The 21751-nt window shown below is 71.4% G+C and carries 20 protein-coding genes and 1 pseudogene; 18 read left to right on the forward strand and 3 right to left on the reverse strand.

From position 1 onward, the window contains the following. Positions 1–446 precede the first annotated feature (446 nt). From ACLVWQ_RS22455 to ACLVWQ_RS22465, 3 genes are all read left to right on the forward strand, one after another. Entirely contained in the window at positions 447–1664 is a 1218-nt protein-coding gene (locus ACLVWQ_RS22455) for a cytochrome P450 (protein WP_414110893.1), read from the forward strand. Between the two features lie 116 nt (positions 1665–1780). Further along, positions 1781–1975 carry a ferredoxin gene (locus ACLVWQ_RS22460; protein WP_414110895.1) on the forward strand — a complete coding sequence of 65 codons (195 nt, stop codon included), beginning with the start codon at positions 1781–1783 and terminating at the stop codon, positions 1973–1975. A gap of 165 nt (positions 1976–2140) precedes the next feature. Next, entirely contained in the window at positions 2141–3142 is a 1002-nt protein-coding gene (locus ACLVWQ_RS22465; protein ID WP_414110896.1) for an acyl-ACP desaturase, read from the forward strand. A gap of 64 nt (positions 3143–3206) precedes the next feature. Here ACLVWQ_RS22465 and ACLVWQ_RS22470 read toward each other — a convergent pair whose 3' ends face one another. Further along, complete coding sequence (locus ACLVWQ_RS22470) at positions 3207–3803, reverse strand: HD domain-containing protein (RefSeq protein ID WP_414110897.1); 597 nt, start codon at positions 3801–3803, stop codon at positions 3207–3209. Between the two features lie 467 nt (positions 3804–4270). On the opposite strand from ACLVWQ_RS22470, the gene ACLVWQ_RS22475 reads away from it, so the two are divergent. The 12 genes and pseudogenes from ACLVWQ_RS22475 (at position 4271) to ACLVWQ_RS22530 (ending at position 16086) form a co-directional block, all read left to right on the forward strand. Beyond that, the gene (locus ACLVWQ_RS22475) at positions 4271–5788 is read left to right on the forward strand and encodes a toluene monooxygenase (protein WP_414110898.1); all 1518 of its coding nucleotides are present in this window, start codon (positions 4271–4273) and stop codon (positions 5786–5788) included. A gap of 66 nt (positions 5789–5854) precedes the next feature. Continuing rightward, the gene (locus ACLVWQ_RS22480; protein WP_414110899.1) at positions 5855–6103 is read left to right on the forward strand and encodes a toluene-4-monooxygenase system B family protein; all 249 of its coding nucleotides are present in this window, start codon (positions 5855–5857) and stop codon (positions 6101–6103) included. Continuing rightward, entirely contained in the window at positions 6100–6471 is a 372-nt protein-coding gene (locus ACLVWQ_RS22485) for a Rieske 2Fe-2S domain-containing protein (RefSeq protein WP_414110900.1), read from the forward strand. The genes ACLVWQ_RS22480 and ACLVWQ_RS22485 overlap by 4 nt, the downstream gene beginning before the upstream one ends. Positions 6472–6586: 115 nt before the next feature. Continuing rightward, positions 6587–6898: an MmoB/DmpM family protein gene (locus ACLVWQ_RS22490; RefSeq protein WP_414110901.1), complete on the forward strand. Its 312-nt coding sequence runs from the start codon at positions 6587–6589 to the stop codon at positions 6896–6898. 69 nt (positions 6899–6967) lie between these two features. Further along, positions 6968–7888, forward strand: coding sequence for a hypothetical protein (locus ACLVWQ_RS22495; protein ID WP_414110902.1), 921 nt, complete (start codon positions 6968–6970; stop codon positions 7886–7888). Between the two features lie 244 nt (positions 7889–8132). Continuing rightward, complete coding sequence (locus ACLVWQ_RS22500; RefSeq protein ID WP_414110903.1) at positions 8133–9143, forward strand: Lrp/AsnC family transcriptional regulator; 1011 nt, start codon at positions 8133–8135, stop codon at positions 9141–9143. 124 nt (positions 9144–9267) lie between these two features. Further along, a complete protein-coding gene (locus tag ACLVWQ_RS22505) occupies positions 9268–10290 on the forward strand; it encodes a polysaccharide deacetylase family protein (protein WP_414110904.1) in 1023 nt (340 codons plus the stop codon). Continuing rightward, positions 10287–11615: an MFS transporter gene (locus ACLVWQ_RS22510; protein WP_414110905.1), complete on the forward strand. Its 1329-nt coding sequence runs from the start codon at positions 10287–10289 to the stop codon at positions 11613–11615. Before ACLVWQ_RS22505 ends, ACLVWQ_RS22510 begins: the two co-directional genes overlap by 4 nt. Continuing rightward, positions 11615–12433 carry an SDR family NAD(P)-dependent oxidoreductase gene (locus tag ACLVWQ_RS22515; RefSeq protein WP_414110906.1) on the forward strand — a complete coding sequence of 273 codons (819 nt, stop codon included), beginning with the start codon at positions 11615–11617 and terminating at the stop codon, positions 12431–12433. Before ACLVWQ_RS22510 ends, ACLVWQ_RS22515 begins: the two co-directional genes overlap by 1 nt. Beyond that, the gene (locus ACLVWQ_RS22520) at positions 12430–14976 is read left to right on the forward strand and encodes a M20/M25/M40 family metallo-hydrolase (RefSeq protein WP_414110907.1); all 2547 of its coding nucleotides are present in this window, start codon (positions 12430–12432) and stop codon (positions 14974–14976) included. The genes ACLVWQ_RS22515 and ACLVWQ_RS22520 overlap by 4 nt, the downstream gene beginning before the upstream one ends. A 71-nt stretch (positions 14977–15047) precedes the next feature. After that, positions 15048–15200: pseudogene (locus ACLVWQ_RS22525) on the forward strand (FAD-dependent oxidoreductase); the annotation flags it as partial. A gap of 328 nt (positions 15201–15528) precedes the next feature. After that, positions 15529–16086: an FAD-dependent oxidoreductase gene (locus ACLVWQ_RS22530; RefSeq protein WP_414110908.1), complete on the forward strand. Its 558-nt coding sequence runs from the start codon at positions 15529–15531 to the stop codon at positions 16084–16086. 17 nt (positions 16087–16103) lie between these two features. Here ACLVWQ_RS22530 and ACLVWQ_RS22535 read toward each other — a convergent pair whose 3' ends face one another. Then, positions 16104–17441: a prolyl oligopeptidase family serine peptidase gene (locus ACLVWQ_RS22535; protein ID WP_414110909.1), complete on the reverse strand. Its 1338-nt coding sequence runs from the start codon at positions 17439–17441 to the stop codon at positions 16104–16106. Positions 17442–17794: 353 nt separating this feature from the next. Then, the gene (locus ACLVWQ_RS22540; RefSeq protein WP_414110910.1) at positions 17795–18829 is read right to left on the reverse strand and encodes a LuxR C-terminal-related transcriptional regulator; all 1035 of its coding nucleotides are present in this window, start codon (positions 18827–18829) and stop codon (positions 17795–17797) included. Between the two features lie 96 nt (positions 18830–18925). Between ACLVWQ_RS22540 and ACLVWQ_RS22545 the strand changes: the two genes are divergently transcribed. From ACLVWQ_RS22545 to ACLVWQ_RS22555, 3 genes are all read left to right on the forward strand, one after another. Then, positions 18926–19330 (forward strand): hypothetical protein, encoded by a 405-nt coding sequence (locus tag ACLVWQ_RS22545; RefSeq protein ID WP_414110911.1) that lies wholly within the window; start codon positions 18926–18928, stop codon positions 19328–19330. A gap of 303 nt (positions 19331–19633) precedes the next feature. After that, a complete protein-coding gene (locus ACLVWQ_RS22550) occupies positions 19634–20614 on the forward strand; it encodes a pectate lyase family protein (protein ID WP_414110912.1) in 981 nt (326 codons plus the stop codon). Positions 20615–20868: 254 nt separating this feature from the next. After that, the gene (locus ACLVWQ_RS22555) at positions 20869–21732 is read left to right on the forward strand and encodes an SGNH/GDSL hydrolase family protein (protein ID WP_414110913.1); all 864 of its coding nucleotides are present in this window, start codon (positions 20869–20871) and stop codon (positions 21730–21732) included. Positions 21733–21751 lie beyond the last annotated feature (19 nt).

Below are 21751 nucleotides of genomic sequence, written 5' to 3' on the forward strand. Positions count from 1 at the left end.
GCGGGGCCCGGTCCGGCGCCCGGCCCGACGGCTGTTATCGGCCGTTCGTGAGGCCGGCCGCGGCGGGTCGGGCCGCGGGGGGCGCAGGTCGTGTTCCCCGTGCGGGGCCGCCTGTGGCGGGCGCTCGGGCCGTCGCCTGCGGCGGATTCCGCATGTGCGCCGCTGGCAAGAAACATGCCATATACATTCACTTGCTCTTCCGCAGGTAGGGGGCGAGTCGTAGCGTGCACACAGATCGCTTCCGGCGCGTCACACACAGTGCGAGGAGGTTCCAGAACGCCCGTGATCCCTACCGTGCCGGCGAGTCGGACGTCCGGCACCGCAGACATCCGGCACCGCAGACATCCGGACGGCCGGCCGTCGACGTACCGCCTCCGCACGGCACTTGACCACCGGTGTGCGCAGGCCCGTCGTCCCGGCCGCCGAACCCAGCTGAAGGATCAGGTATGACCCAGGCCCCCACCGCCCCCGTACCCTGGCCCGCCGAACGCGCCTCCGGCTGCCCGTTCGACCCCCCACCCATGGTGACCGATCTGCTGGCCACCGCTCCTGTCGCCCGTGTTTCGCTGTGGAACGGGCGGACGGCGTGGCTGATCACCCGCCATGCCGATCAGGCCGCGCTGCTGCGTGACAGCCGCATCAGCGCCGACAACACACTCCCGGGCTACCCCAGCGTCAGCGCCGGGAGCGAGGCGACCCGCAACCACAACCGCTCGTTCATCTCCATGGACGACCCGGAACACAGCGACCGCCGCCGCGCCTACACGGGTGACTTCACCGTCAGGCGGACGCGGCAGCTCGCCCCGCGGATCCAGGGCATCATCGACGACCTGCTCGACGCGATGGAGCGCCAGGGGCCGCCCGCGGACCTCGTCACGGCCTTCGCGCTGCCGCTGCCGTCCCTGGTCATCTGCGAACTGCTCGGCGTGCCCTACACCGATCACGCGTTCTTCCAGCGGGCCAGCGCCGTCATCGTCGACACCCGAAGCACCCCCGAGGACGCGCTCCGTGCCTCCGGTGAGCTCGTCGACTACCTGGGCGACCTCATCGAGCACAAGGTGGAGCACCCCGGCGACGACCTGCTCAGCCGCGTCGCGGCCGACCAACTCGCCACCGGCGTCAGCACGAAGGAGGAGTGCGCCCACGAGGCCCGCCTGCTGCTGGTCGCCGGGCACGAGACCACCGCCAACATGATCGCCCTGGGGACCCTGGTGTTCCTCCAGCATCCCGATCAGCTCGCCGCGGTGCGGGACGGCGCTCCCGACAAGGTGGCGGGCGCCGTCGAGGAGATGCTGCGCTACCTCACCATCGTCCACATGGGGCGACGCCGGGTGGCCCTGGAGGACATCGAGATCGACGGTGTGCGCATCGCCGCCGGTGACGCCGTCATCTGCGCGAACGACGCCGCCAACCGCGACCCCGCCGTCTTCGACGCACCCGATCGGCTGGACATCGACCGGCCGGCGGCCCGCCGGCACATGTCCTTCGGCTCGGGCCCCCACCAGTGCCTCGGCCAGAACCTCGCCCGTGTCGAACTCCAGCTGGCCTACCCGGCGCTCTTCCGCCGGTTCCCCGGCCTGCGCCTCGACGGCGAGCTGGACGCCGTCCCGTTCCGCTCCACGATGGCGATCTACGGAGTCCACGAGCTCCCCCTCTCCTGGTAGCACCCCGTAGCGGGCCCCGTCCTGGGCCCGTATCCACCCTCCGGCACAGTCGGCTGACGCATGCGGGCCGACGCGGCGCGTACGTCAGGCCGCGTCGGACCGCTGACAGGAGCACGATGCACATCACCGTTGACGAAGAGAAGTGCTGTGGCGCGGGCCAGTGCGTACTGGCGGCTCCCGAGGTGTTCGACCAGCGTGACGAGGACGGCATCGTCGTCCTGCTGGAGCCCGAGCCGCCGGCCGGTCTGCACGCCGCCGTGCGGGAGGCCGCGGCGATCTGTCCCGCCTCCGTCATCGAGGTCGGGCAGTGACCTCGTCGTCCGTACGGCCGGCGGAGCGGCCCCTCGCGGACGACTGGACTGGGCCCCACGGCCCCTGTGACCCCAAGTAGGGCCGAACGGCCCCAGCGGAACCACTGTGCGGCCTCATAACTTACGGAACCGTAGGTTCATTCCGCGGTGAGAGGCCGCTCTACCATGCCCCCCGTTCCCTCCGTTCCCGCTGTCCCCTCCGTAACCTCCCTCACCTCCTCCGTCCGGCGCGCCACCTGGACCGACGCGCAGCTCCTCCACGCGCTGGAGGAGGTGGTCGAGCGGGAACTCAACCGTCACTTGGGCGTGTTCAAGGACTGGATGCCCCACGCGTACGTCCCGTGGAGCCGGGGGCGGGACTTCGAGGGGATCCCGGGCGGCGAGCCCTGGGCACCCGGGCAGTCCCCGCTGACCGAGGTGGGCAAGGTCGCGATGGTCGTCAACCTGCTCATGGAGGACAACCTTCCGAGCTACCACCACGAGATCGCCACCCTGTTCGGGCGGGACGGCGCATGGGGCACCTGGGTGCACCGCTGGACCGCGGAGGAGGCCCGGCACTCCATGGCCATGCGGGACTACCTGGTCGCGTCCCGCGCGGTGGACCCGGTCGCGCTGGAGCGGGCGCGCATGACCCACATGTCCGCCGGATTCGTCTCCGACAACCGGCACTCGCCGCTCCACACCGTGGCGTACGTCGCCTTCCAGGAGCTGGCCACCCGCATCTCGCACCGCAACACCGGGCGCAGCTCCGGCGATCCGGTCTGCGACCGGCTGCTCGCGCGCATCGCCACCGACGAGAACCTGCACATGGTCTTCTACCGCAACCTGCTGAAGGCCGCCCTGGAGATCGCCCCCGACCAGGCGCTGCGGGCCGTCGCCGACGTGGTGAGCGGCTTCAGGATGCCCGGCCACGGCCTGCCGGGCTTCGAGCGCGCCGCCGTCGAGATCGCTCTCGGCGGCGTCTACGACCTGCGGGTCCACCACGACGACGTCCTCCAGCCGGTACTGCGCCACCTCAAGGTCCTGCACCTCTCCGGCCTCGGGCCCGAAGGGCTCAGGGCCCAGCAGGAACTGGGCGAGTTCCTCGGCTCGCTGGACATCCAGGCGACCCGGTTCGACCAGCGCAGGGACGCCGTCCTGGCGCGGCGTGCGGCCAGGACTGGCTGACGGGCCGACCGCGGGCCGCGCGTCCTCGGTACCGACCGGTCCGCCCGGCACGGAGCCGCGGGTCTCAAGCCTGCGCGTGGCCGTATCGCGCCCTGGCCGAGGTCAGGTCGGGTTCGCCGAACCGGTCACGCAGCAGGCCGAACGCGTGGACCTTGTCCGTGCCGAATCTCGCCAGCTGCGTGGCATAGGAATCGGCGGTGAGGAACGTCGGGGGAGTCGTCTTGCTGTGGAACTTGTCCGCGTACATCACCAGTTGTTCCTCGACGCTCTCGGCCAGATAGTCCGCCTCGGGCAGCGCGAGTCGTCGTGCGCGGATGTCGTGCCGGGTGACGCCGACTCCCGTGTGGCAGGAGCAGAAGCGGCACAGACGCTCCGGGAACCCCTCCTGGCGGAGGATCTCGTGGCCGAGAACGCCGTGGCGGATGTAGTCGCGGTGATCGAGCCGGCCGGCCCGGTCGTAGAGCCGGTAGACGCCGATGTCGTGGAGCAGCGCGCCGGCCCGGACGAGATCGACGTCGAGGGGGAGGTCCGTCCGTGCCGCGAGCTGTTCGGCGATGCCGCAGACGATCTCGCAGTGCGTGAGGACGAGGTCCAGGGCCTCGTCCGTCGGCGCGTACCTCTCGTGCAGCGCGCGTACTTCATCGGCCGTCGGGAGGATCACTCCGGCAGCGTACCTTTCCGCTCGACGGCGACCTGATGGAGCGACTTGATACAGCGACCTGATCTGAGGCGCGGGACCGGCCGTCGGTGATGCTTACGCCGTAGGGGAGCTGCTCCGGGGGTGTACGCGTCCGGACGGTGATCCCGGTGAGGGCCGGCGCCCCTCCGGCGGCAGCCCACGCGCGTGCGACGTGACCACCGCCGCTGGTCAACACGGGGAAGCCGTCGGCCGACCGGGCGGTGACCGCCGCCGACTCCTCCCGGCAGCAGGCCGTCCCCACGGACGGTGTGGCCGCGTCGCCGCAACCGCCCCACCCGCGGGCGGACGTGCATATGGCGCGGGCACCGTCGCGGTGATAGCCATGAGGGGACGCCACCGATCGCGCACGCACAGACCCGTCCCGGGGCGGCGACCCCGGTCGCCCGGTCCGCTCACCGTACGAAGCACCGTACGAAGGGAGACGACACGTGCCGCGTCTTGCCCGTTCCGAGTGGTACGACCTGACCCGCGACATGAACTGGTCCCTGTCCTACGTCAAGGAGGAGGAGGTCTGGCCGGCCGAGCTCTCCGACAGCTTCGGGCTGCCGGCCGAGGCCTGGTGGGCGTGGGACGAGCCGTACAAGGTCACGTACCCGGAGTACGTGCACAACCAGTACGGCAAGGACGCCGCCGTCTACGCCGTCAACGCCGTCATCGGACGGTCGAAGGTGTACGAGCAACTGGACCCGGGGTGGAAGTCGGCGATCATCGCGCACTACGGCGTGATCGCGGTTCCCGAGTACCTCGCCGCTCTCGGTGAGTCCCGGATGGGCCGGTTCGGGCGCGCGGCTGCGTGGCGGAACATGGCGACGTTCGGCACCCTCGACGAGACCCGCCACGGTCAGATCCAGACCTATTTCCCGTACGGGCTCCTGGCCAAGGAACCGCGGGCGGACTGGGCGCACAAAGCCCTGCACACGAACGAGTGGGGCGCGATCGCCGCCCGCAGCCTGTTCGACGACATGTTCACCGCGAACGACGCGGTGTCCACGGCCGTCCAGTTGACCTTCACCTTCGAGACCGGGTTCACCAACCTGCAGTTCCTCGGGATGGCCGCGGACGCGATGAAGGTCGGTGACGTGGACTTCGGGGCGCTGATCTCGTCGATCCAGACCGACGAGGCCCGCCACTCCCAGCAGGGGGAACCGACCATCAAGCTCCTGGTGGAGCACGGTCGCAAGGACGTCGCACAGCACCTGGTGGACCACATGTTCTGGCGGTCGTGGCGGCTCTTCGCGCTGCTGACCGGCCTGTCGATGGACTACTACACGCCGCTTGAGCACCGCGGCCACTCGTTCAAGGAGTTCATGGAGGAGTGGATCTGCAAGCAGTTCCTGGACCAGTTCCGCGACTTCGGCCTGGAGAAGCCCTGGTACTGGGACGAGCACTTCCTGCCCGAACTCGACTGGTACCACCACGCCCTGCAGCTCGGCATCTGGTACTGGCGCCCGACCGTGTGGTGGAACCCCGACGCGGGCGTCGCCCCCGAGGAGCGGGACTGGCTGGAACAGAAGTACCCGGGCTGGAACGACGACTTCGGCCGCTACTGGGACGTCATCGCCGCCAACATCCGGGCGGGCCGTCCGGAGGCCGCCCTGCCGGAGACGTTCCCCATGATCTGCCACCTGTGCCACATCCCGGTGGTGGCACCCGCCGGGTACAACGTGGGCCGGCTCGCCGGTCCGCAGCCGAGGATCCTCGACGCGGACGGGCGCCGCCGCGTCTTCTGCTCCGTGCCCTGCCAGTGGGTCTTCGAGAAGGCCCCACAGCGGTTCCGCGGGCACACCACCGTCATCGACCGGTTCCTCGGCGGGCAGATCCAGCCCCCGACGATGGAGGGCGCGCTGGCCTACATGGGGCTGTCGCCCGAGGAGATGGGCCAGGACGCCACCGGCTACGCCTGGACCCACGCCGCGCCGGGCGACCGCACCGTCACCCGCGGCTGACCGGCCCCGACGACTCGGACCGAAGGAAACAGAAGAAGACGGAAGAAGACGGAAGGAAACTGAGTGATGGCGCTGTTTCCTCTGCAGGCAGTGTTCGACGGGGACTTCGTGGTGCTGCTGGTACCGGTGGACGACGAGGACCCGATGACCGTGGTCGCCGACAAGGTGGCCCACCACGTGGTGGACCACCGGGTACCGGCACAGGACCGGCCGCTGCGGGTCCGGCACGACGGGCGGACGCTGCCCCTCGACGCCACGGTGGTGACCGCGGGCATGCGGCCGCTGGACGTGGTGGAAGTGGGGTACGCGCCATGAGCGACGCTCCGGTGCGGTGGTTCGACGTGCCGGAGGCCGAGGGGCTGTGGGAGGGCGATCTCGTCGACGCCGAGGTCGCCGGCGAGCGGGTGCTGGTCGTGCACCACGTCGACGGGTCCTTCGCCGCCTACCAGGGGGTGTGCCCGCACCAGCGGATCCCGCTGACCGACGGCGACTGGGACGTGGAGAGGAGCGCCCTGACCTGCTCCGGACACGGCTGGGAGTTCGACCTGAACTCCGGCACGGGCGTCAACCCGTCCGGCTGTCGGCTCTACCGGTACGCGGTACGGGCCACCGAAGGCGGCGTGGTGCGGATCGGGATCCCGCAGGACGGCGAGCCCCACCACCACCGCTGCCGAAAGCCGTGAGGACGAACGCGCCGCACGGGTCCGGCGAACGGGTCCGGCGAAGGAACTCCGAAAGACGCCTACCGAAGACGCCTACCGAAGCCGCCCACCGAGGACGAATTCCGAGGACGAGACGATGACCGTATCCGGCACCGGCGCCGAGAAGCTGGTGGGACCAGTGATCCGCGGCATGGACGGCGACCTCGCCGAGGCGGTGGCCGCCGCGATCGCACAGGACAACCCCGACGCCGAGGTGATCGTCGACGATCGGGGAGGGTACGTGCGGATCAGCGTCCCCCGGCGCTGCGTGCTGACGCGCGGCAGCCTGGAGGAGGAGCTGGGCAGGAAGTTCAGGCTGAGCGATCTGGAGCCCGCGCTGGTGTCGTTCGCCGGGCGCCTGGAGCAGAGCGACGAACAGGTGGTCTGGTACCTGGAGAGGCAGGACTGAGCCGTGACAAGTGCGTCGAGCGCGTCCGGCGGGCGGAAGTCCGGCGGGCCGAAGCAGAGGACCTGGAGCATGTTCGGCGACGTCCGGCGCAGGCCGACGCCCTACGAGGTGGTCACCGGCAAGTTCCACTACCACTTCCGGCGCGATCCGGTCCCGTTCGAGATGGACCCCGAGTGGACGCTGAACAAGTGGTACCTCGCCCACCGTGAGGGATCTCCCCTCCAGGTGGACGACTGGGAGGGCTTCCGCGACCCCGCCAGGCTGACCTACCGCGACTACATCGAGCTCCAGCACGACCGCGAGATCTACCTGGACGCCCTCGTCGACCGGTACGAGGAGAACGAGTCGGCGGCCGCGCTCGACCCCGGATGGGTGGACACGCTGCGGACCCTGTTCGTCCCCCTGCGCTTCCCGCTGCACGTGCTGCAGATGATCAGCCTGTACGTCGGGCAGATGGCTCCCTCGTCGTACATCACCAACTGCGCGCACTTCCAGGCCGCCGACGAAATGCGCCGCATCCAGCGGATCGCCTACTGGACCAAGGTGCTGGCCGACGCCCACGGCGACGACCTGGCCGGCACCGACACCGCCCGCCGGGCCTGGGAGGACGGCCCGGCCTGGCAGCCGCTGCGGCAGACCCTGGAGAACCTCCTGATCGCCTACGACTGGGGCGAGGCCTTCGTCGGGCTCGACGTCGTGGTCAAACCCGCGGTGGACACCCTCGTCAACGAGAGGTTCGGCCGGCTGGCCGAGGACAACGGGGACAGGTTCCTCGTCGAGTTGTGCACGGAGTTCGGCAGGGACGCGCGCCGCAGCCAGGACTGGACCCGGGCGCTGACCGGCTACGCGATCGAGCGGAAGCCGGAGCTGGCCGGAGTCGTCGACGACTGGGTGACGAAGTGGCAGCCGCGTGCCGACGAGGCCGTCGACGCCCTCGCGGCGCTCTTCGCGACCGCGCCGGCACCCACCGGGGGTGCGCAGGACAGCTGACCGGCGCCTGCCCCGGGCCAGGTCTCCACGGAGGTTCCACAGAGGTGTCCACAGACGTCCGGTGAACTTTTTCGGACACGCCGGTGGGGTAATCCGTCATGTTCCAGCCATGCGCGGGTGCGGGCTCCAACTGGGTACTTTACGCCTCCGTAATGCCCCGGACGCCGGATGGCACTGCTGTGACCTGGGGTGATGCAGGATTCCCTCATTGACGGCGGCCGAGGTGCTCATTAGCGTCGGCGCCATGAACAACCGAGCCCCCGTGGACACCGTCGACGAACTGGACCGGCGCATCATCGCCGCGCTCCAGCTCAACGGCCGTGCCCCGTGGAGCGCGGTGGCACGGTGGGTGGACGCCAGCGAGACGACCGCCCAGCGGCGCTACCGTGCCCTGCGCGAGCGCGGGCTGCTGCAGGTCGTCGGCACCCTGGAGCTGGACCGGACGCGGGAGGGATCCTCCATGCTCGTCCGGGTGCAGGCCAGGCCCGGCCGCGGGCTGGACGTCGCGGACCGGCTCACCGCCAGCCCCGACGTCCGTTTCGTGGCCGTCGTCACCGGCGCCGCCGACCTGATCGTCGACTTCGTGGCCCGGGACAACGAGGAGATGATGCGGATGCTCTTCACCGACCTGCCCGCGGCCGATCTCATCACCAGCACCGAAGCCGTACCGGTCATCCGTACGTTCACCTCGGCGTCCGCCTGGGACACCGGACTGCTGCCCGCCGAGGCGGCAGCCGACCTGCGGCCCGGCGCCCTGGCGTCGTCCTGCGACCGCGCCGACTGGGACGTGACGCCACGAGCGCTCACCGCCCTGGAGCAGGCGGTCGTCGCGGCGCTCAAGGAGGACGGCCGCACCCCGGTCAGTACCCTGGCCAGGAACCTGGAGCACACCGAGTCCAGCGTCGCGCGGGCCATGGACCGGCTCATCGCCCGCGGCGTCCTGCAGTTCCGTACCCTCGTCGAACCGGCGCTGATCGGCTACGACGCGGAGTTCATGGTCTGGCTCTCGATCGAGCCCGACCGGCTCGACGCCGCCGGACGACAGCTCGCCGGACACCCGGGAACCAAGTTCCTGGGCGCGGCGACCGGCCGCTTCAACCTCGTCGGGCACATGGTGCTGCCCCGCCGTACCGACCTCTTCCGCTACACCAGCGACGTCATCGGCGCGCTGCCCGGCCTGATCGCCTCCGACGTGACGCTGCACCTCGTCACCATGAAGTACTCCTGGCACCGGATGGTCCACCACCCCGCCTGAGCGGGCACCCGGCCGGTCGTAGCCGGCGAGGGCTCCCGACGGCCGTCCCGCTCCTCTCCCGTTTCTCTCTTTCCTCCGCTTCCCTCTCCTCCTTCGTCCCGTCCCCGACCCTCGTGGAGTCACCATGCCCACAGACGACTCCGGCCTGCCCGCGGACAGCTGGCTCTGGACCGAACCGACCTGGCGCGGCCACGTCGACGCCGTACGCGCCAGCCGCCGGCTGGTCCCCGACCGCTGGCCCGGCGGCGCCCGGGTCGCCGTCGCGCTGTCCTTCGACTCGGACCACGAGACGATCCCGCTGCGCGACGGCGAGACCAGCCCCGGCCGCCTCGCCCAGGGGGAGTACGGCGCCCGCGTCGGCGCACCCCGGATCCTGGACCTCCTCGCCCGGTACGGCGTCCCCGCGACGTTCTTCATGCCGGCGGTCTCGGCCCTCCTGCACCCCGAGGAGGCCCTCGCCTACACCCGCGACGGGCACGAACTGGCCGTCCACGGCTGGATCCACGAGCGCAACATGCTGCTGAGCCGCGCCGACGAGCGGGACCTGACCGCACGTGCCCTGGACACCCTCGACACGCTGACCGGTCGGCGGCCCGTCGGAATCCGCACCCCGTCCTGGGACTTCTCGGAGTCCACGCTCGCCATCATGCTCGAACTCGGCTTCGCCTACGACTCCTCGCTGATGGCCGACGACGAGCCCTACGAGATCGTCGCCGACGGCCGGCCCACCGGCCTGGTCGAGATCCCCGTGGACTGGATCAGGGACGACGCCCCGTACTTCACGATGGACCGTTACGGCTCCGTCCGCCCGCACAGCCGTCCCCGCGACGTGCTGGAGATCTGGACCGACGAATTCGACGCCGCCCACCGCGACGGGGGTGTCTTCCAGCTCACCCTGCACCCGCACGTCATCGGCCACCGCTCGCGGCTGGTGGCGCTGCGCGAACTCCTCGACCACATCGCCGCCCACTCCGACGTCTGGTACGCCACCCATGCCCAGCTCGCCGACACGGCCCGCGCGGTGATGGCCGGCCGACAGCCCGGCCGGCCGACCGCTCCGACGACTCCGACCGTCCCGAGCACCCAGCCCTCCCCGCTCCCCCCGACCTCCCGTTCCGTCCCCGACGCCCCGGAGCAGACGCCATGAACACCGGATCCGCCCCACCCGCCGGTCCCTTGTCCAAGGACGGCGACTCCGCCGCCCCCGGCAGACTGAGCGGCGCACAGCGCAAGGCCATCGTCGCCGGCACCATCGGCAACACCGTCGAATGGGTCGACTGGGCCCTGTACTCCATCTTCGCCAAGATCATCGCCGACGAGTTCTTCCCCAAGGGCGACGGGGCGGTGGCCCTGCTGTCCACGCTCGCCGTCTTCGCCGTCGGCTTCGTGATGCGCCCGGTCGGCGCCGCCGTGCTCGGCGCCTACGCCGACCGCCACGGCCGCAAGAAGGGCATGACCCTCACGGTCGCCCTGATGGCGGGTGCCGGTTTCCTGATCGCGATCACCCCGAACTACGACACCATCGGCGTCCTCTCGCCGCTGATCCTGCTCCTCGCCCGGCTCGTACAGGGCTTCTCCGCGGGCGGCGAGTTCGGCTCGTCCTCCGCCTTCCTCGTCGAGTCGGCGGCCCGCGGCAGGCGCGCGTTCGCCGGGTCGTGGCAACAGGTGTCGGTCGCTGGCGGCGTGCTCATCGCCTCCCTCCTGGGCACCCTCACCACCTCGACGCTCAGCGACGACGCCGTGCACTCCTGGGGCTGGCGCGCCGCGTTCGTCTTCGGCGGCCTCCTCGGACTGGTCGGCCTGTGGCTGCGCGTCTCCGTCGAGGACACCGAGGCCTTCACCCAGGCACAGGGCGCGGGCCGTACCCGTACCAACCCCGTCAAGGCCATGTTCGTCGAGCACCCCGCGGCCACCCTGCGCGTCGCGGGCATCACCGTCGCGGGCACGCTGACCTACTACATCTGGGTCAACTACCTTCCGACGTACGCGAATCTGACCACCGGCATCCCGCTGAAGACAGCCCTGCTGTCGCAGACGCTGTGTCTGGTCGTGTTCGTCGTCGCGCTGCCGTTCGTCGGGCGCCTCTCGGACCGGGTGGGCCGCAAGCCGACCATGGCGGCCTTCGCCGGCGGCTTCGTCGTCCTGGCCTGGCCGCTGCTGCACCTGCTCGACGGGAGCTTCCTCAGCCTGTTCCTGGTCCAGCTCGTCGGCATGCTGCTGATCCTCGGCTACTCCGCCAACTGCGCCGTCATCATGGCCGAGCAGTTCCCCGCGGAGGTACGCGCCACCGGTATCGCCCTGCCCTACGCCCTCGCCGTCGCGGTCTTCGGCGGCACCGCGCCCTATCTGACCACCTGGATGCACGAGAACGGCCACAGCGACCTGCTCTGGATCTACGTCTCAGGCGCCGCGCTGGTCTCCCTCGTCGTCTACCTCACGATGCCGGAGACCAAGGACAAGGAGTTCGACTGATGCCGCACGTGCTCGTCACCGGTGCCGCGGGCGGTATCGGCGGCGCGACAGCCGAGGAGTTCGCCGCGCGGGGCGCGCGGCTCACACTCGCCGACCGCGATCCCGCGGCGCTGGAACGGACCGCGGCCCGGCTGGGCGGCGGCGCGGCGGTGCACACCGCCGACCTCACCGACCCGGACGCGCCCACCGCCCTGGTCGAGGAAGTCTGGACGGCGCACGGCCCGGTGGACGTGCTGGTCAACGCGGCGGGTGTCTACCCTTCGCTGGACATGGCCCGGGTCGACGCGGGCGCCTGGGACCGGCTGTTCGCCGTCAACCTGCGCGCGCCCGTCCTCGCGACCGCCGCGTTCGCCCGGCTCGCCGTCGCGGAAGGGCGGCCCGGCGCGGTCGTCAACATCAGCTCCGGTTCCGCGCTGCGGGCGCGCCCCGGCGGCGGCCCGTACGCCAGCTCCAAGGCCGCCCTGGAGATGGCGACCCGCGCCGCCGCCCTGGAACTGGGTGAGCACGGCATCCGCGTCAACGCGGTCAGCCCCGGGTTCGTCCAGGTGTCGAGCGACTGCAATCCCGTCTCCGCCGAGTACGCCTCGGCCATCGGCGCCAACCCGCTGGGGCGCCCCGGCAGCCCGCGGGACATCGCCCGCGCGGTGTGCTGGATCGCGGGCCCCGAGGCCTCCTGGATCACCGGGGAGATCCTGCGCGTGGACGGCGGATCCAGTACGGGCGCCTTGCACCTGCCCCGCATCTGGCAGCCAGGCGACACCCGCGCCACCCCGCTCGCGGCGGTCCCGGCCGCCCTCACGGAAGGACCCACCCCATGACCGACCCCGCCCCGCAGCGGGCCGCCTACACGGTCGTCGGCGGGGGCGCGATCGGCGGCACCCTCGCCTTCGCCCTCGCGCGCGCCGGCCACCCGGTCACCGTCGTCGACACCGACCGCGCCCACGTGGACGCGATCCGCGCCCGCGGACTCGTCGTGGCGCACGGCGAGTCCCGTACGAGCGTGCGGGTCGACGCCACGACCCCGGACGAGTTCTCGGGCACCCTCGGGCGGGTCCTGCTGGCCGTGAAGGCGCAGGCCACTGCCGCGGCGGCGGCCTGGATCGCGCCCCGTCTGGAGCCGGACGGCCAGGTCGTCTCGCTCCAGAACGGCTTCAACGAGGCCTTGATCGCCGAGCACGTGGGCGCCGACCGCACCGTCGCCGCGTTCGTGAACATCTTCGCCGACGTGGTCGAACCGGGTGTCGTCCTCGACGGCGGCGCCGGCGCCCTCGTCGTCGGCGAGCTCGGCGGCGCCCCGGCCGGCCCCCGTGTCCGCGCGATCGTGGCCGACCTGCGGAGCTGGGGCCCGGCGGTGGCCAGCGACAACGTCGAGGGGTACCTCTGGGCCAAGGCCGGCTTCGGCGCGATGCTCGCCGCCACCGCCCTCGCCGACGCCCCCATGGCCGACCTCATCGACCGGCACCGGCCCGCCATGGCGGGCCTCACCGGTGAGATCTTCGCCGTCGCCGACCGGCTCGGCGTCACGCTGGAGGCCTTCGACGCCTTCGATCCCCACCCCTTGCGGCAGGGCACGGACCCGGCGGAACGCGACGCCGCCTTCGACCGCCTGAGCGCGTGGCTGCGTACCCAGGCCAAGGACCGCAGCGGCATCTGGCGGGACCTCGCCGTACGCCACCGGCCCGTCGAGGTCACCACCCATTACGCCGACGTCTTCGCCCACGCGGCCCGCGAAGGACTGCCCACGACGCTCCTGCGCGCGGTCATGGACGGCCTGCGGGAACTGGAGGGCGCCCCGGGCGGAATGGCGGAATCACGACTGGAGGAACTGGACCGCCTAGCGGGTCGTGCGACGCAGGTCCGGCCGGCCGGACAGGACCACCCGACCGGCGACGCCGTCCACGGCAGGCCGGGGGACCGGAGCGGCTTGGTCGGGGCTGCGGGCCTCGGTGGGGCGGACGAGCGGGTTGCCCCTGCTGGGGTTGTGGTTCCTGGTGGGTCGGACGGGCCGGATCACCCTGGTGGCCTGGCTGGGGGCGTGGTCTCCGGTCGGTCGGCTGAGCCGGTTTCCCCGCCGGGGGCCGTCGTACCTGTGCGGTCGGGGGACCGGGGCGGCCTGGTCGGGGCTGCTGGTCCTGGCCGGTCGGATGACGCGGTTCACCCGGGCGGGCCCGTGGTGTCCGGTCGGCTGCCGGCGGCGGAGCAGGCCGAGGCGGTGCGGCGGTGGCTCGACGCGCACCGTGAGGACATGGTCGCCGACCTCGACGCGTACACCTCCCAGGGCAGCGCCAGCGACGACCCGGACGACCTCGACGCCTGTCTCGGCTGGCTGCGCGGCTGGCTCGACCGGCGCCTCGGCGCCCCGGACGCCGAGGAGATCCTTCCGCGGGAGGAGGCGGGCGACATCCTCGTCCGCCGCTACCCGGCCCGGGACGCCCACGCCGACGACGGCCGGCCGGTCCTGCTCCTCGGCCACTACGACACCGTCTGGTCCACCGGAACCCTCGACACCTGGCCCTTCAGCCGGGACGGCGACCACATCAGCGGGCCCGGTGTCTTCGACATGAAGGCCGGTCTCGTGCAGGCGGTGTGGGCCCTGCGCGCCCTCGACGCGCTGGAACTGCCCCGGCCGGCCTGCACCCTGATGCTGAACGGCGACGAGGAGACCGGCAGCCTCGCGTCCCACGAGGCCATCGTCGCCGAGTCCCACGGCAGCAGGCTCGCCATGGTCTTCGAGGCGGCCGCCGACGGAGCGATCAAGACGGCCCGCAAGGGCGTGGGACTGTTCACCGTCACGGTGACCGGCCGTGAGGCCCACGCCGGGCTCGACCCGACCGCCGGGGCCAGCGCGGTGGACGAACTCGCCCACCAGATCCTCCACTTGGCCGAACTGCGGGACCCTGCCGCGGGCACCTCCCTCAACGTGGGCGTCGTGGAGGGCGGCACCCGCAGCAACGTCACCGCGGGACACGCCGTCGCCCGCATCGACGTACGCGTCGCCTCCGCCGCCGAGCAGCACCGCGTCACCGAGGCCCTCGCCGCCCTGCGCCCCGTCGATCCGCGCACCGGTGTGGCGGTCACGGGGGACTGGAACCGCCCCGTCTTCGAGCGGACCGGCCAGGTCGCGGCGCTCGCGGAGCTGGCCCGCCGGTGCGCGGCACTGCTCGGGGAGGACCTGCGAGAGGCGTCCGTCGGCGGAGCGAGCGACGGCAACTTCGTCGTGGCCGCCGGAACGCCCGTCCTGGACGGCATCGGAGCGGTCGGCTCGGGCGCGCACGCCCGCTCGGAGAACACCTCGGTGTCCGGCATGGTCACGCGTTCCGCGCTGACGGCCACGGTGCTGGCCTCACTCGCCGCCGGATGAACCTGGTTTCCGGTCCCTGCCCGGTGGGCAGCGTGCCGCAGACCGGAGACCGGTGAGGGGGCACGCGAACGATGAAGGTCATCGTCATCGGCGCCGGGGTGCTGGGCGTGAGCCTCGCCAGGCACCTCGCTGTCGCCGGCGCCGACGTACTGGTGACGGACCGGCTGGGACCTGGTACGGGTACGAGCGCGACCACCTTCGCCCGGACGAACTCGTACCGCAGGCTCGACCCCGACCATCACCGGCTCGGTGTGGCGGGGATGGCGGAGCACGCAAGGCTCGCCGGGCGACTGCGGTCCCTCGGCTACCCCGCGCACTGGATCACGACGGCCGAGGCCGCGCGGATCGCGGCCGGTGTGCGGGTTCCGGCGGCCGTCACGTCCGTCGCGCACCTCCCCGACGAGGGGTACGTCCTGCCCGGCCTCCTGGTGAACAACCGGCCGGCCGATGCCGAGCGGCACGGAGCCCGGTACGTGACCGGTGAGGCCGTGGAGATCGACGAAGGGCCCGGCGGAGTGTCGGTCGCCCGAGCGGACCGGGATCGACGTCCCGATGGTCACGGACACCGGTCGTGGTGCGCCGACGGTGGGGCTGCTCGGGTACGCGGGCCACCCGGAACTCGACCTGCGCTGCGTGATCCACGGCCCCGGCCTCGACGTGCGCCCCGCGGGCGGCGGACGCACGGTCCTGCAGGCCCTCGACCTCAACGCGGACGTCGATGCGGCCGATCCTCCGCCCGCCGGCGGAGCGGTCGCGAGCACCCTGGCCCGCCGGTTCTCCGAGCTGCTGCCGGACGGCAGCCGGGCGCCGCGCATCGCCCCGCACATCGAATTGCGCGTCGGCCTGCGGTCGTTGCCTGCGGACGGCCTTCCCGTCGTCGGCTACGCCGCCGGGCACGCCCGTGTCTACTGCCTCGTCTCGCACAGCGGCATCACCCTGGCGGCGGTCCTGGGACGCCTGGCCGCGACCGAGATCACGGGCGACCGGTCCCAGGACCTCCTCGCGGCCTTCCGTCCCACCCGATTCACCGGCGTACGGCGTACGGCGCTCGGACATCGAGGCGGACCAGCGGGCCGACCGGCTCGGCGAGCAATGAGCGATGAGCTGTAGGGGTTCCGGGGTCCCTGTCAGTGCCGGCGCTGGGCGGCCGTCCACTGCCAGATGTGCGTTCCGTCGACGCTGGGGTCGTTGCGCGCGACATAGATCCACGACCAGTGACCGGCGTACTGGTAGTCGTTCCAGACGACGTGGTCGTAGAGCGTCATCAGCGAGCCGGGGATGAGGTCGTGCGCGTGGGCGGTGTTGGCCTGCGGGTCCACGGTGGTGTCGTCGCGGGAGGCGACGAGCCAGCTGGGGGTGGTGATCCGCGCCAGCTCGGCGTCCGGGATCAGCGGCGCACCGCCGGGCTGAAGGGGCGTGACCACACCGCAGATCGGCACGGACGCGGCGAAGAGGTCGGGGTAGACGGTGGTCATCTTCATGCTCATGTAGCCGCCGTTGCTGCATCCGGCGACGTAGATCCGGTCGCGGTCGACGCGGTTCCTCGCCACGACGTCGCCGATGATCTCGTGGATGAGGGGGGCGAAGCGGGGGCCGTCCTGCATCCACGCGGAGGTGCTCTGCGGAGCGACGACGTAGGCGCCGCCGAAGACGCGTTGTGCCTCGGGAGTGGCGAAGCCCAGTGCGCCGCGGTTGGCTCGCAGCGTCGTCTCGTTGTCGTAGTAGTCGTCGGGCAGTGAGGCGCCCTCACCTCCGCCGTGCAGCCAGACGATCAGAGGGCGTCCGCCCCGTCCGGAGGAACGTCCGGAGGAGCGCTCGGAGGAGCGCTCGGAGGAGTGTCCGGAAGAGTGTCCGGAAGAGTGGGCGCCGGTGGGTGAGTACAGCCGGTACTTCATCCCCGAGCCGGAGACGTGGGAGCTGAACGCGTCGACCTCGGGGTCCGACACCCGGTCGGCCTGCACGAAGTCCGTGATGGTGAGCGAGCGGTGATCGCGCAGGGTGATCGGGGCGTGCTGGGTGATGGTGTAGGTGAGGTCGAGCAGTACGTTGCGGCCCCGGCCCGCGACGTAGCCGAGGGTGCTGCCGCCGGTCCGGCCTTCCGCGTAGCTCAGTTCGAGGACGATGCGCCCGTGGCGGTCGAGCCGGACGGCGGTCACCGTGCGGTCGAGGTCGTACTCGCTGAAGATCACGTCGTCGGGGGCGATGGGGATCGGGCTGGTGGCCTTGGCGTGCACGGTGAAGGTGCCGGTGGTCAGGCCGGCCGGGTCGATCGGGCCGAGCCGGGCGGTGTCGAGGGTGACCGAGGTGACCTGTTCGCCACCGTCGAGCACCTGGGCGTTCAGGGTGAATCGCACGCGGGTGGTCGCACGGCCGTCGGCATACGCGGCGCCACCCGGCAGGGACAGACCGGCGGCGGCGCCCGTGCCGGTGGCCAGAAGGATGCGACGGCTGATCGGTCTTGCCATGCGGACTCCTTGAGTGGTGGGGAGACTTCATCGCGGCCTGGCTGCCGAACACGCTGGTGAGTTCGCTCGAACACGGTGCTGAGTTCGCTGAGGACTTGGAGCCGATGGGCAGGTGACGGCGGCTCACCACGTACAGGATCAAGGGGGGGCGGTGTCGTGGGCAAGAGGCGGGCACCGTCGACATGTACATGTTCCCGGCGTCGCCGCGCAGCGGACCGACGGGCCGAGGACGGCGGCAGTTCGCGGGCGTTGATGCCGCAGGGCCGCCGCCGCACGGACGGGGGCCGGACAGCCCGGCGCGCCGGCCTCGCACCTGGGTCACAGACCCGGCCTCACACCGGCCTCACACCCGGTCACAGACCCAGGACGGTCGCCACCAGTTCGCTGCGGCTGTGGACGCCGGTCTTGGCGAAGACGCTCTTCAGGTGGTCCTGCACGGTCGCCGCGGTGATGTGCAGTTCCAGGGCGATGGTCCGCGACGGCAGGCCGGCGACGACCCGTGCCAGCACATCCCGCTCGCGCGCGGTGAGCCCGTAGGCGAGCAGCAGCATCTCGGCCACGTCGGCGGCGGGCGCCTGATGCATCGTCACCGCGACGGTCGCCGGGTGCGGGCCACCGCTCATCGGCGAGGCATGGACGGAGAGCCACCGACCCGAGCGGCCACGGATCCGCCCGTACGCCGGCAGCGCCGCACCTCTTCCCCGCGCGGCGGCCTCCAGGACCGCGGTCGGCAGTTCCCCTTCCGACGGGGCCAGTTCGTCCCGCCAGAGCTTCGCGGACCGGTTCTCCGAGAGCAGTCGCAGGTCCTGGTCCAGCAGCAGTACACCGGCCTCGGCCGGGCCCGCGGCGGCCTCGCCGGGGGTTCGGCGGGCGGCCTTGCGCAGAGCCGCGCCCACCAGGGCCGACAGCCGCCGCAGCACGTCGATGTCGGCCGGGGTGAAGTCGGGCCGCCCGCCGCCGCGGAACAGGGCGAGGACGCCCCAGCACCGGCCGTCCACCACGAAGCCCGCCCGCAGTTCGTGCCGTGCGTCGATCATCGGCAGCACGGTCCGGTACCGGTGACTGGACTTCGGGTCGCCGCCGGTCGCCGCGCTGAGCGTGCCCGCGGACACCCCGGAACGGGCCAGCACCGCGAACTTGAGTACGTCGTCCACCAGATGCTCGTTGTACGCGGACGCCGCGGCCGCCTCCGGTACGAGTCCGACGCTCACCTCGTCGGTGGACAGCAGCGTCGTCGGGTCGATCGCGCCGAAGCAGTAGGAGTCGGCCGGGACGAGCCGCGTCAGCCGGTCGGCGATCCGACGCCTCAGCTCCCGGGAGTCGAGATCGAGACGGCAGATCGCCTCGATGCCGCGCAGGGTCTCGCGCCGCGCTGTCGGAATGCTCACCGTTCCGACCGTATCCCAGAATTGTGGGAGGGCCGCCCGGCCCACGGACCCCTAGCGTGGATCCGAGAACCCCGAGCCAACCGGAGGTACGAAGACATGTCCCCGTCCCTGCTCAACGTCGGACTGGATCCCGCGCTGGTCGACGACGCGCCCTCCTCGCGGGAGGCGTTCCCCGCGATCGACGCCGACACGATCCGGGCCGGGATAGCCGCAGGCCGGGCCCGGTTGGCGGAACTCGGTATCACCATGGACGTCTGCCTGCTCGACTACGGCCGCACGGCCGAGGCGGTCTACCGCGCCGCACTGGCCGCCAAGGACTACGACGTCGTGATGATCGGCGCCGGTGTCCGGCTGGACCCGGCACTCACCCCGCTCTTCGAGGTGCTCGTCAACACCACCCACGAACTGGCGCCCGACGCGAAGCTCTGCTTCAACACCAGTCCGTCGACGATCTTCGAGGCCGTCCGGCGGTGGTGGCCCGAACGCAAGCCGCTGACCTAGAACACTGCTGGACCCCTCCTGGAACAGTGCGCTGGTTCTGCTCCAGGTCGTTCTGCTCCAGACGTTGACTAGAAAGCGCTTGCCGTTTACGTTCCCGTTCAGTGGCGTGACTCTTCGTCGTCATCCAGTAGGTGAGACGTCGGACGCCGGGGCGGTGCACGACCGGGGAACGTGCACTTCCCGGGCCCTTCGGGCGCCGCGACGAAGAGTGCTGAAGAGTGCGCCGCATTCGCACGGCGATCCACATCACGTACGTCGTTCGCGTATCTGAAAAATGGAACGCTCTCGAAGGGACGCACCCGCATGCGCACACACCCTCCACGTACCGGTCCCGGACGACTGGTCCTGTCCGTGGTCGCGGCGGCCGCCCTCGCGATCGGCACCGCCGTCGCTCTGCCGCAGTCCGCGGGTGCCGCCGAGACCTCCCCCATCGGTTTCGGCGCCGGCACCACGGGTGGCGGCGCCGCGAGCGAGGTCACCGTCTCCACGCTCGCCGCGTTCACGACGGCCGTCACCGGCGGTACGGCCAAGGTGGTCAAGGTCAGTGGGCTGATCTCGCTCACCGGGCAGGTCGACGTCGGCTCCAACACCACGATCCTGGGCGTCGGTTCGTCCTCCGGGTTCACCGGCGGCGGTCTCCGGCTGAAAGGCGTGACCAACGTCGTCGTCCGCAATCTGAATATCAGCAAGCCCCTCGCGCCGTCGGACGGGATCACCGTCCAGGAGGCGACGAAGGTGTGGATCGACCACAACTCCTTCTCGGCGGACCGCGATCACGACAAGGACTACTACGACGGCCTGCTCGACGTCACCCACGCGTCCGACGACGTGACGGTGTCCTGGAACACCTTCAAGAACCACTTCAAGGGCTCACTCGTCGGCCACAGCGACAACAACTCGGCCGAGGACACCGGCCACTTGAAGGTCACCTACCACCACAACCACTTCAGCGACGTGTACTCGCGCATCCCCAGCCTGCGATTCGGCACGGGCCACTTCTACGACAACTACGTCGAGGGCGCCGACACCGCGGTGCACTCCCGCATGGGCGCTCAACTGCTCGTCGAGAACAACGTCTTCCGTACGACGAAGCTCGCGGTCACCACCAGCCGCAGCAGCGACGTGGACGGCTACGCCAACCTGCGCGGCAACGACCTCGGCGGAGCCGCCACCGAGATCTCCCGCACCGGCACCTTCACCAGCCCGCCCTACGCCTATACCGCCGAACCGGCCTCGACGGTCGTCGCCTCGGTGACGTCCGGAGCGGGCGCGGGCAAAATCTGACCCCGCCGCCGGCCGCTGCTGCCCCTACCAGGAGTTGCCGGTACCCGGAGCCGCAGGTGTCCGGTCATCCGGAGCCGCGGGTCTGCGCAGGAAGGGAGCGCGGGTGAGGTGAGACCCTGGCGGCCGGACGGACCTCTTCTTCCCCCATGGAGGTCCGCTCGGCCGCCGGACGCGTTGTGAGCGCTCCTTGCCCGGACCATGAGCAAACGATGACGGCGGGCGATCGGGGGCTCGGGCGCTGCTGTGCTGAGGGCATGAACAGCAAACGCAAGCCCCGTTCCTGGTCCCGATCCGGCTCCCGCTCCCGCTCCTGCTCCCGATCCGGTTCTCCGCGCCGTACGGCCTGCCACGCCCTGAGCGCCGTCTGGGCGGTGACCCTGCTCGGCGTCACCGTGGCCGGCTGCGGCGACAACGGCTCCGGCGTCGAGGACGAGGGAAGGAGCACGACGACGAGCGCCGCCACGAAGGTGCTGTGGCTGGGGGACTCCATCGCGGGCGCCGAGGCTCCCGCCCTGGGCGCGGCCCTGAAAGCCGGTGGTGTGGAGTTCCAGGACTCCTCCTCGGACGGCGGGGGCACGATCGTCGACAGCGGCGAGAAGATCACGCAGATGATCTCGGGCGCCACGTGGAAGCAACTGGGCGAGGACATCGAGTCGTTCCGGCCCACCGTGATCGCCTATCAGATCACGACGTACGACTGGGGAACCCGCGATCAGCAGCGGGCCGCCTACGAGAAGGTCGTCGACACGGCCGAGGACTCCGGGGCCGAGGTGGTGCTCGTCTCGGCGCCGCCCATCAGGATCGACGGGTTCTACGAGCAGCACGAGGCGCAGATGGGCACCGCTCCCGAGGTCGCCGCGGAAGTCGCCGTGCGGAGCGACGGCACGGCGGAGTTCTTCGACGCCTCCCAGGTGTGGGGCACCGAGGCGTCGGGGGAGAAGGCGCTGCGCGCCCCGGACGGTATCCACAACTGCCAGCAGGGAGCGGCGGCCTTCGCCAAGTGGTTCACCGAGAAACTCGGCAAGCGGGAGAGCTTCGCACCGGCCGCGGTGGACTCCTGGGCCCAGGAGTCCTGGACCGGCGACGAGCGATACGGCAAGCTCCGCTGTGCCGCGTGACCGAGCGGGCGAGTTGACG

It is taken from the genome of Streptomyces sp. CWNU-52B (genome assembly GCF_047444975.1).
In the GTDB taxonomy this organism is placed as follows: Bacteria; Actinomycetota; Actinomycetes; order Streptomycetales; family Streptomycetaceae; genus Streptomyces.

Bases quoted from the DNA above. Each gene is read 5' to 3' on its own strand.
- ACLVWQ_RS22455 (WP_414110893.1), top strand. From the start codon at position 447: ATGACCCAGGCCCCCACCGCCCCCGTACCCTGGCCCGCCGAACGCGCC.
- ACLVWQ_RS22460 (WP_414110895.1), top strand. From the start codon at position 1,781: ATGCACATCACCGTTGACGAAGAGAAGTGCTGTGGCGCGGGCCAGTGC.
- ACLVWQ_RS22465 (WP_414110896.1), top strand. From the start codon at position 2,141: ATGCCCCCCGTTCCCTCCGTTCCCGCTGTCCCCTCCGTAACCTCCCTC.
- ACLVWQ_RS22480 (WP_414110899.1), top strand. From the start codon at position 5,855: ATGGCGCTGTTTCCTCTGCAGGCAGTGTTCGACGGGGACTTCGTGGTG.
- ACLVWQ_RS22485 (WP_414110900.1), top strand. From the start codon at position 6,100: ATGAGCGACGCTCCGGTGCGGTGGTTCGACGTGCCGGAGGCCGAGGGG.
- ACLVWQ_RS22490 (WP_414110901.1), top strand. From the start codon at position 6,587: ATGACCGTATCCGGCACCGGCGCCGAGAAGCTGGTGGGACCAGTGATC.
- ACLVWQ_RS22495 (WP_414110902.1), top strand. From the start codon at position 6,968: ATGTTCGGCGACGTCCGGCGCAGGCCGACGCCCTACGAGGTGGTCACC.
- ACLVWQ_RS22500 (WP_414110903.1), top strand. From the start codon at position 8,133: ATGAACAACCGAGCCCCCGTGGACACCGTCGACGAACTGGACCGGCGC.
- ACLVWQ_RS22505 (WP_414110904.1), top strand. From the start codon at position 9,268: ATGCCCACAGACGACTCCGGCCTGCCCGCGGACAGCTGGCTCTGGACC.
- ACLVWQ_RS22510 (WP_414110905.1), top strand. From the start codon at position 10,287: ATGAACACCGGATCCGCCCCACCCGCCGGTCCCTTGTCCAAGGACGGC.
- ACLVWQ_RS22515 (WP_414110906.1), top strand. From the start codon at position 11,615: ATGCCGCACGTGCTCGTCACCGGTGCCGCGGGCGGTATCGGCGGCGCG.
- ACLVWQ_RS22520 (WP_414110907.1), top strand. From the start codon at position 12,430: ATGACCGACCCCGCCCCGCAGCGGGCCGCCTACACGGTCGTCGGCGGG.
- ACLVWQ_RS22530 (WP_414110908.1), top strand. From the start codon at position 15,529: ATGGTCACGGACACCGGTCGTGGTGCGCCGACGGTGGGGCTGCTCGGG.
- ACLVWQ_RS22535 (WP_414110909.1), bottom strand. From the start codon at position 17,441: ATGGCAAGACCGATCAGCCGTCGCATCCTTCTGGCCACCGGCACGGGC.
- ACLVWQ_RS22545 (WP_414110911.1), top strand. From the start codon at position 18,926: ATGTCCCCGTCCCTGCTCAACGTCGGACTGGATCCCGCGCTGGTCGAC.
- ACLVWQ_RS22550 (WP_414110912.1), top strand. From the start codon at position 19,634: ATGCGCACACACCCTCCACGTACCGGTCCCGGACGACTGGTCCTGTCC.
- ACLVWQ_RS22555 (WP_414110913.1), top strand. From the start codon at position 20,869: ATGAACAGCAAACGCAAGCCCCGTTCCTGGTCCCGATCCGGCTCCCGC.